Origin of the sequence: Paraburkholderia suaedae (genome assembly GCF_040812055.1) — a bacterium.
Classification (GTDB): domain Bacteria; phylum Pseudomonadota; class Gammaproteobacteria; order Burkholderiales; family Burkholderiaceae; genus Paraburkholderia.
In genome coordinates this window covers 1-1,028 of the sequence record NZ_JBFOAH010000105.1, presented here as the reverse complement: position 1 = coordinate 1,028, position 1,028 = coordinate 1, and the positions used below count along the sequence as shown (strand labels likewise).

Genomic DNA, 1,028 nt, shown 5'->3' with positions numbered 1-1,028 from the left:
GTTCCACCGCGACCTGGATCCAGTGGTGGCGGAAGATCGCGTCCATGTCGAGCGCGAAGATGTCCTCGCTCGTGTAGAACGGCGCTTCCAGCGTGTGATTCTTCCTGCGGCGTTCGATCATCGCGCGAACGTCTGCCGAAACTTTCATTGTGTGCTCCGTTGCATGACACGTCTGGCGCCGCGCCAGGCCCTCCTGGTCGCATGCTGGCCCGAACCGGAATTCAGTAATCCACCAGTTGATGCTCGCGCAAATACGCGAGGATCACTTGTGCTTTTTCGACGGAACTCCCTTCAATTACGACGCTGCCGCCACGGCTTTCGGTGGTCGTCGCCGAGAGCATGCGGGCGTGGCCGGAGCGCTTTTCGGCGGCGGCCAGCCGCACGGGTCTGGCGGTGGCCGGCCGGGTGGTCCAGGCGAGGTCGTCGGCGCGGGTTGCCGGCGCAGCGGCGCCGCTTCGCGCCGTGCCCGCGCGGATCGTGCCTTCGCGCAGCCGTGCATAGGCATAGCGCGGCGCGGCGTTGGCCAGTGGATGCACGGCGATCAGCGCGGGCAGCTGCACTTCGACGCGCCGGCGCAAGCCCTTGGGCATGAACTGGCGCACCTGCGCGCAGCGCTCGCGCAGGGTGACATCCACCGCCGCGCCGACGAGCGGCATTTCCAGTGCATGGGCGACACGATACGGCAGCATGCCACTGTCGAATGCGCCTTCCGCGCGCGTGCCGCTCAGCACCAGTTCGTAGCCTTGCAGACGTGCGGCGAGCAGCGCCGCGGCATCGGCCGGAACTTCGGAGTCCCTGGCGATTTCCAGCACCTCGACGCAACGCGCACCAAGCGCGAGATATTCCTTCAGCGCGGGGTTGGACGGATCGCCCGCATGCAGCACGTCGAGCGTCGCATCGTGCGCTTTCGCGAGCGCGAGCGCCATCGTCAGCGCGGCCGCGTCGTTGCGGCTGTACCGTGCAACGCCGCTCACCGGATGACGGCCCACCGAAACCAGCACGGCGATCTTCATGCGAGTGCTCCTTCA

The 1,028-nt window shown here is 67.1% G+C and carries 1 protein-coding gene and 1 pseudogene; both read right to left on the bottom strand.

Annotated elements, in window-relative coordinates:
• Nucleotides 1–148, bottom strand: a pseudogene (locus ABQJ48_RS37770) (aromatic ring-hydroxylating dioxygenase subunit alpha); the annotation flags it as partial.
• Nucleotides 149–221: 73 nt separating this feature from the next.
• Nucleotides 222–1,013 (bottom strand): electron transfer flavoprotein subunit beta/FixA family protein, encoded by a 792-nt coding sequence (locus tag ABQJ48_RS37765; protein ID WP_367842931.1) that lies wholly within the window; start codon nt 1,011–1,013, stop codon nt 222–224.
• Nucleotides 1,014–1,028 lie beyond the last annotated feature (15 nt).

Coding starts and splice junctions, on each gene's coding strand:
- ABQJ48_RS37765 (WP_367842931.1), bottom strand. CDS start 1,013: ATGAAGATCGCCGTGCTGGTTTCGGTGGGCCGTCATCCGGTGAGCGGC.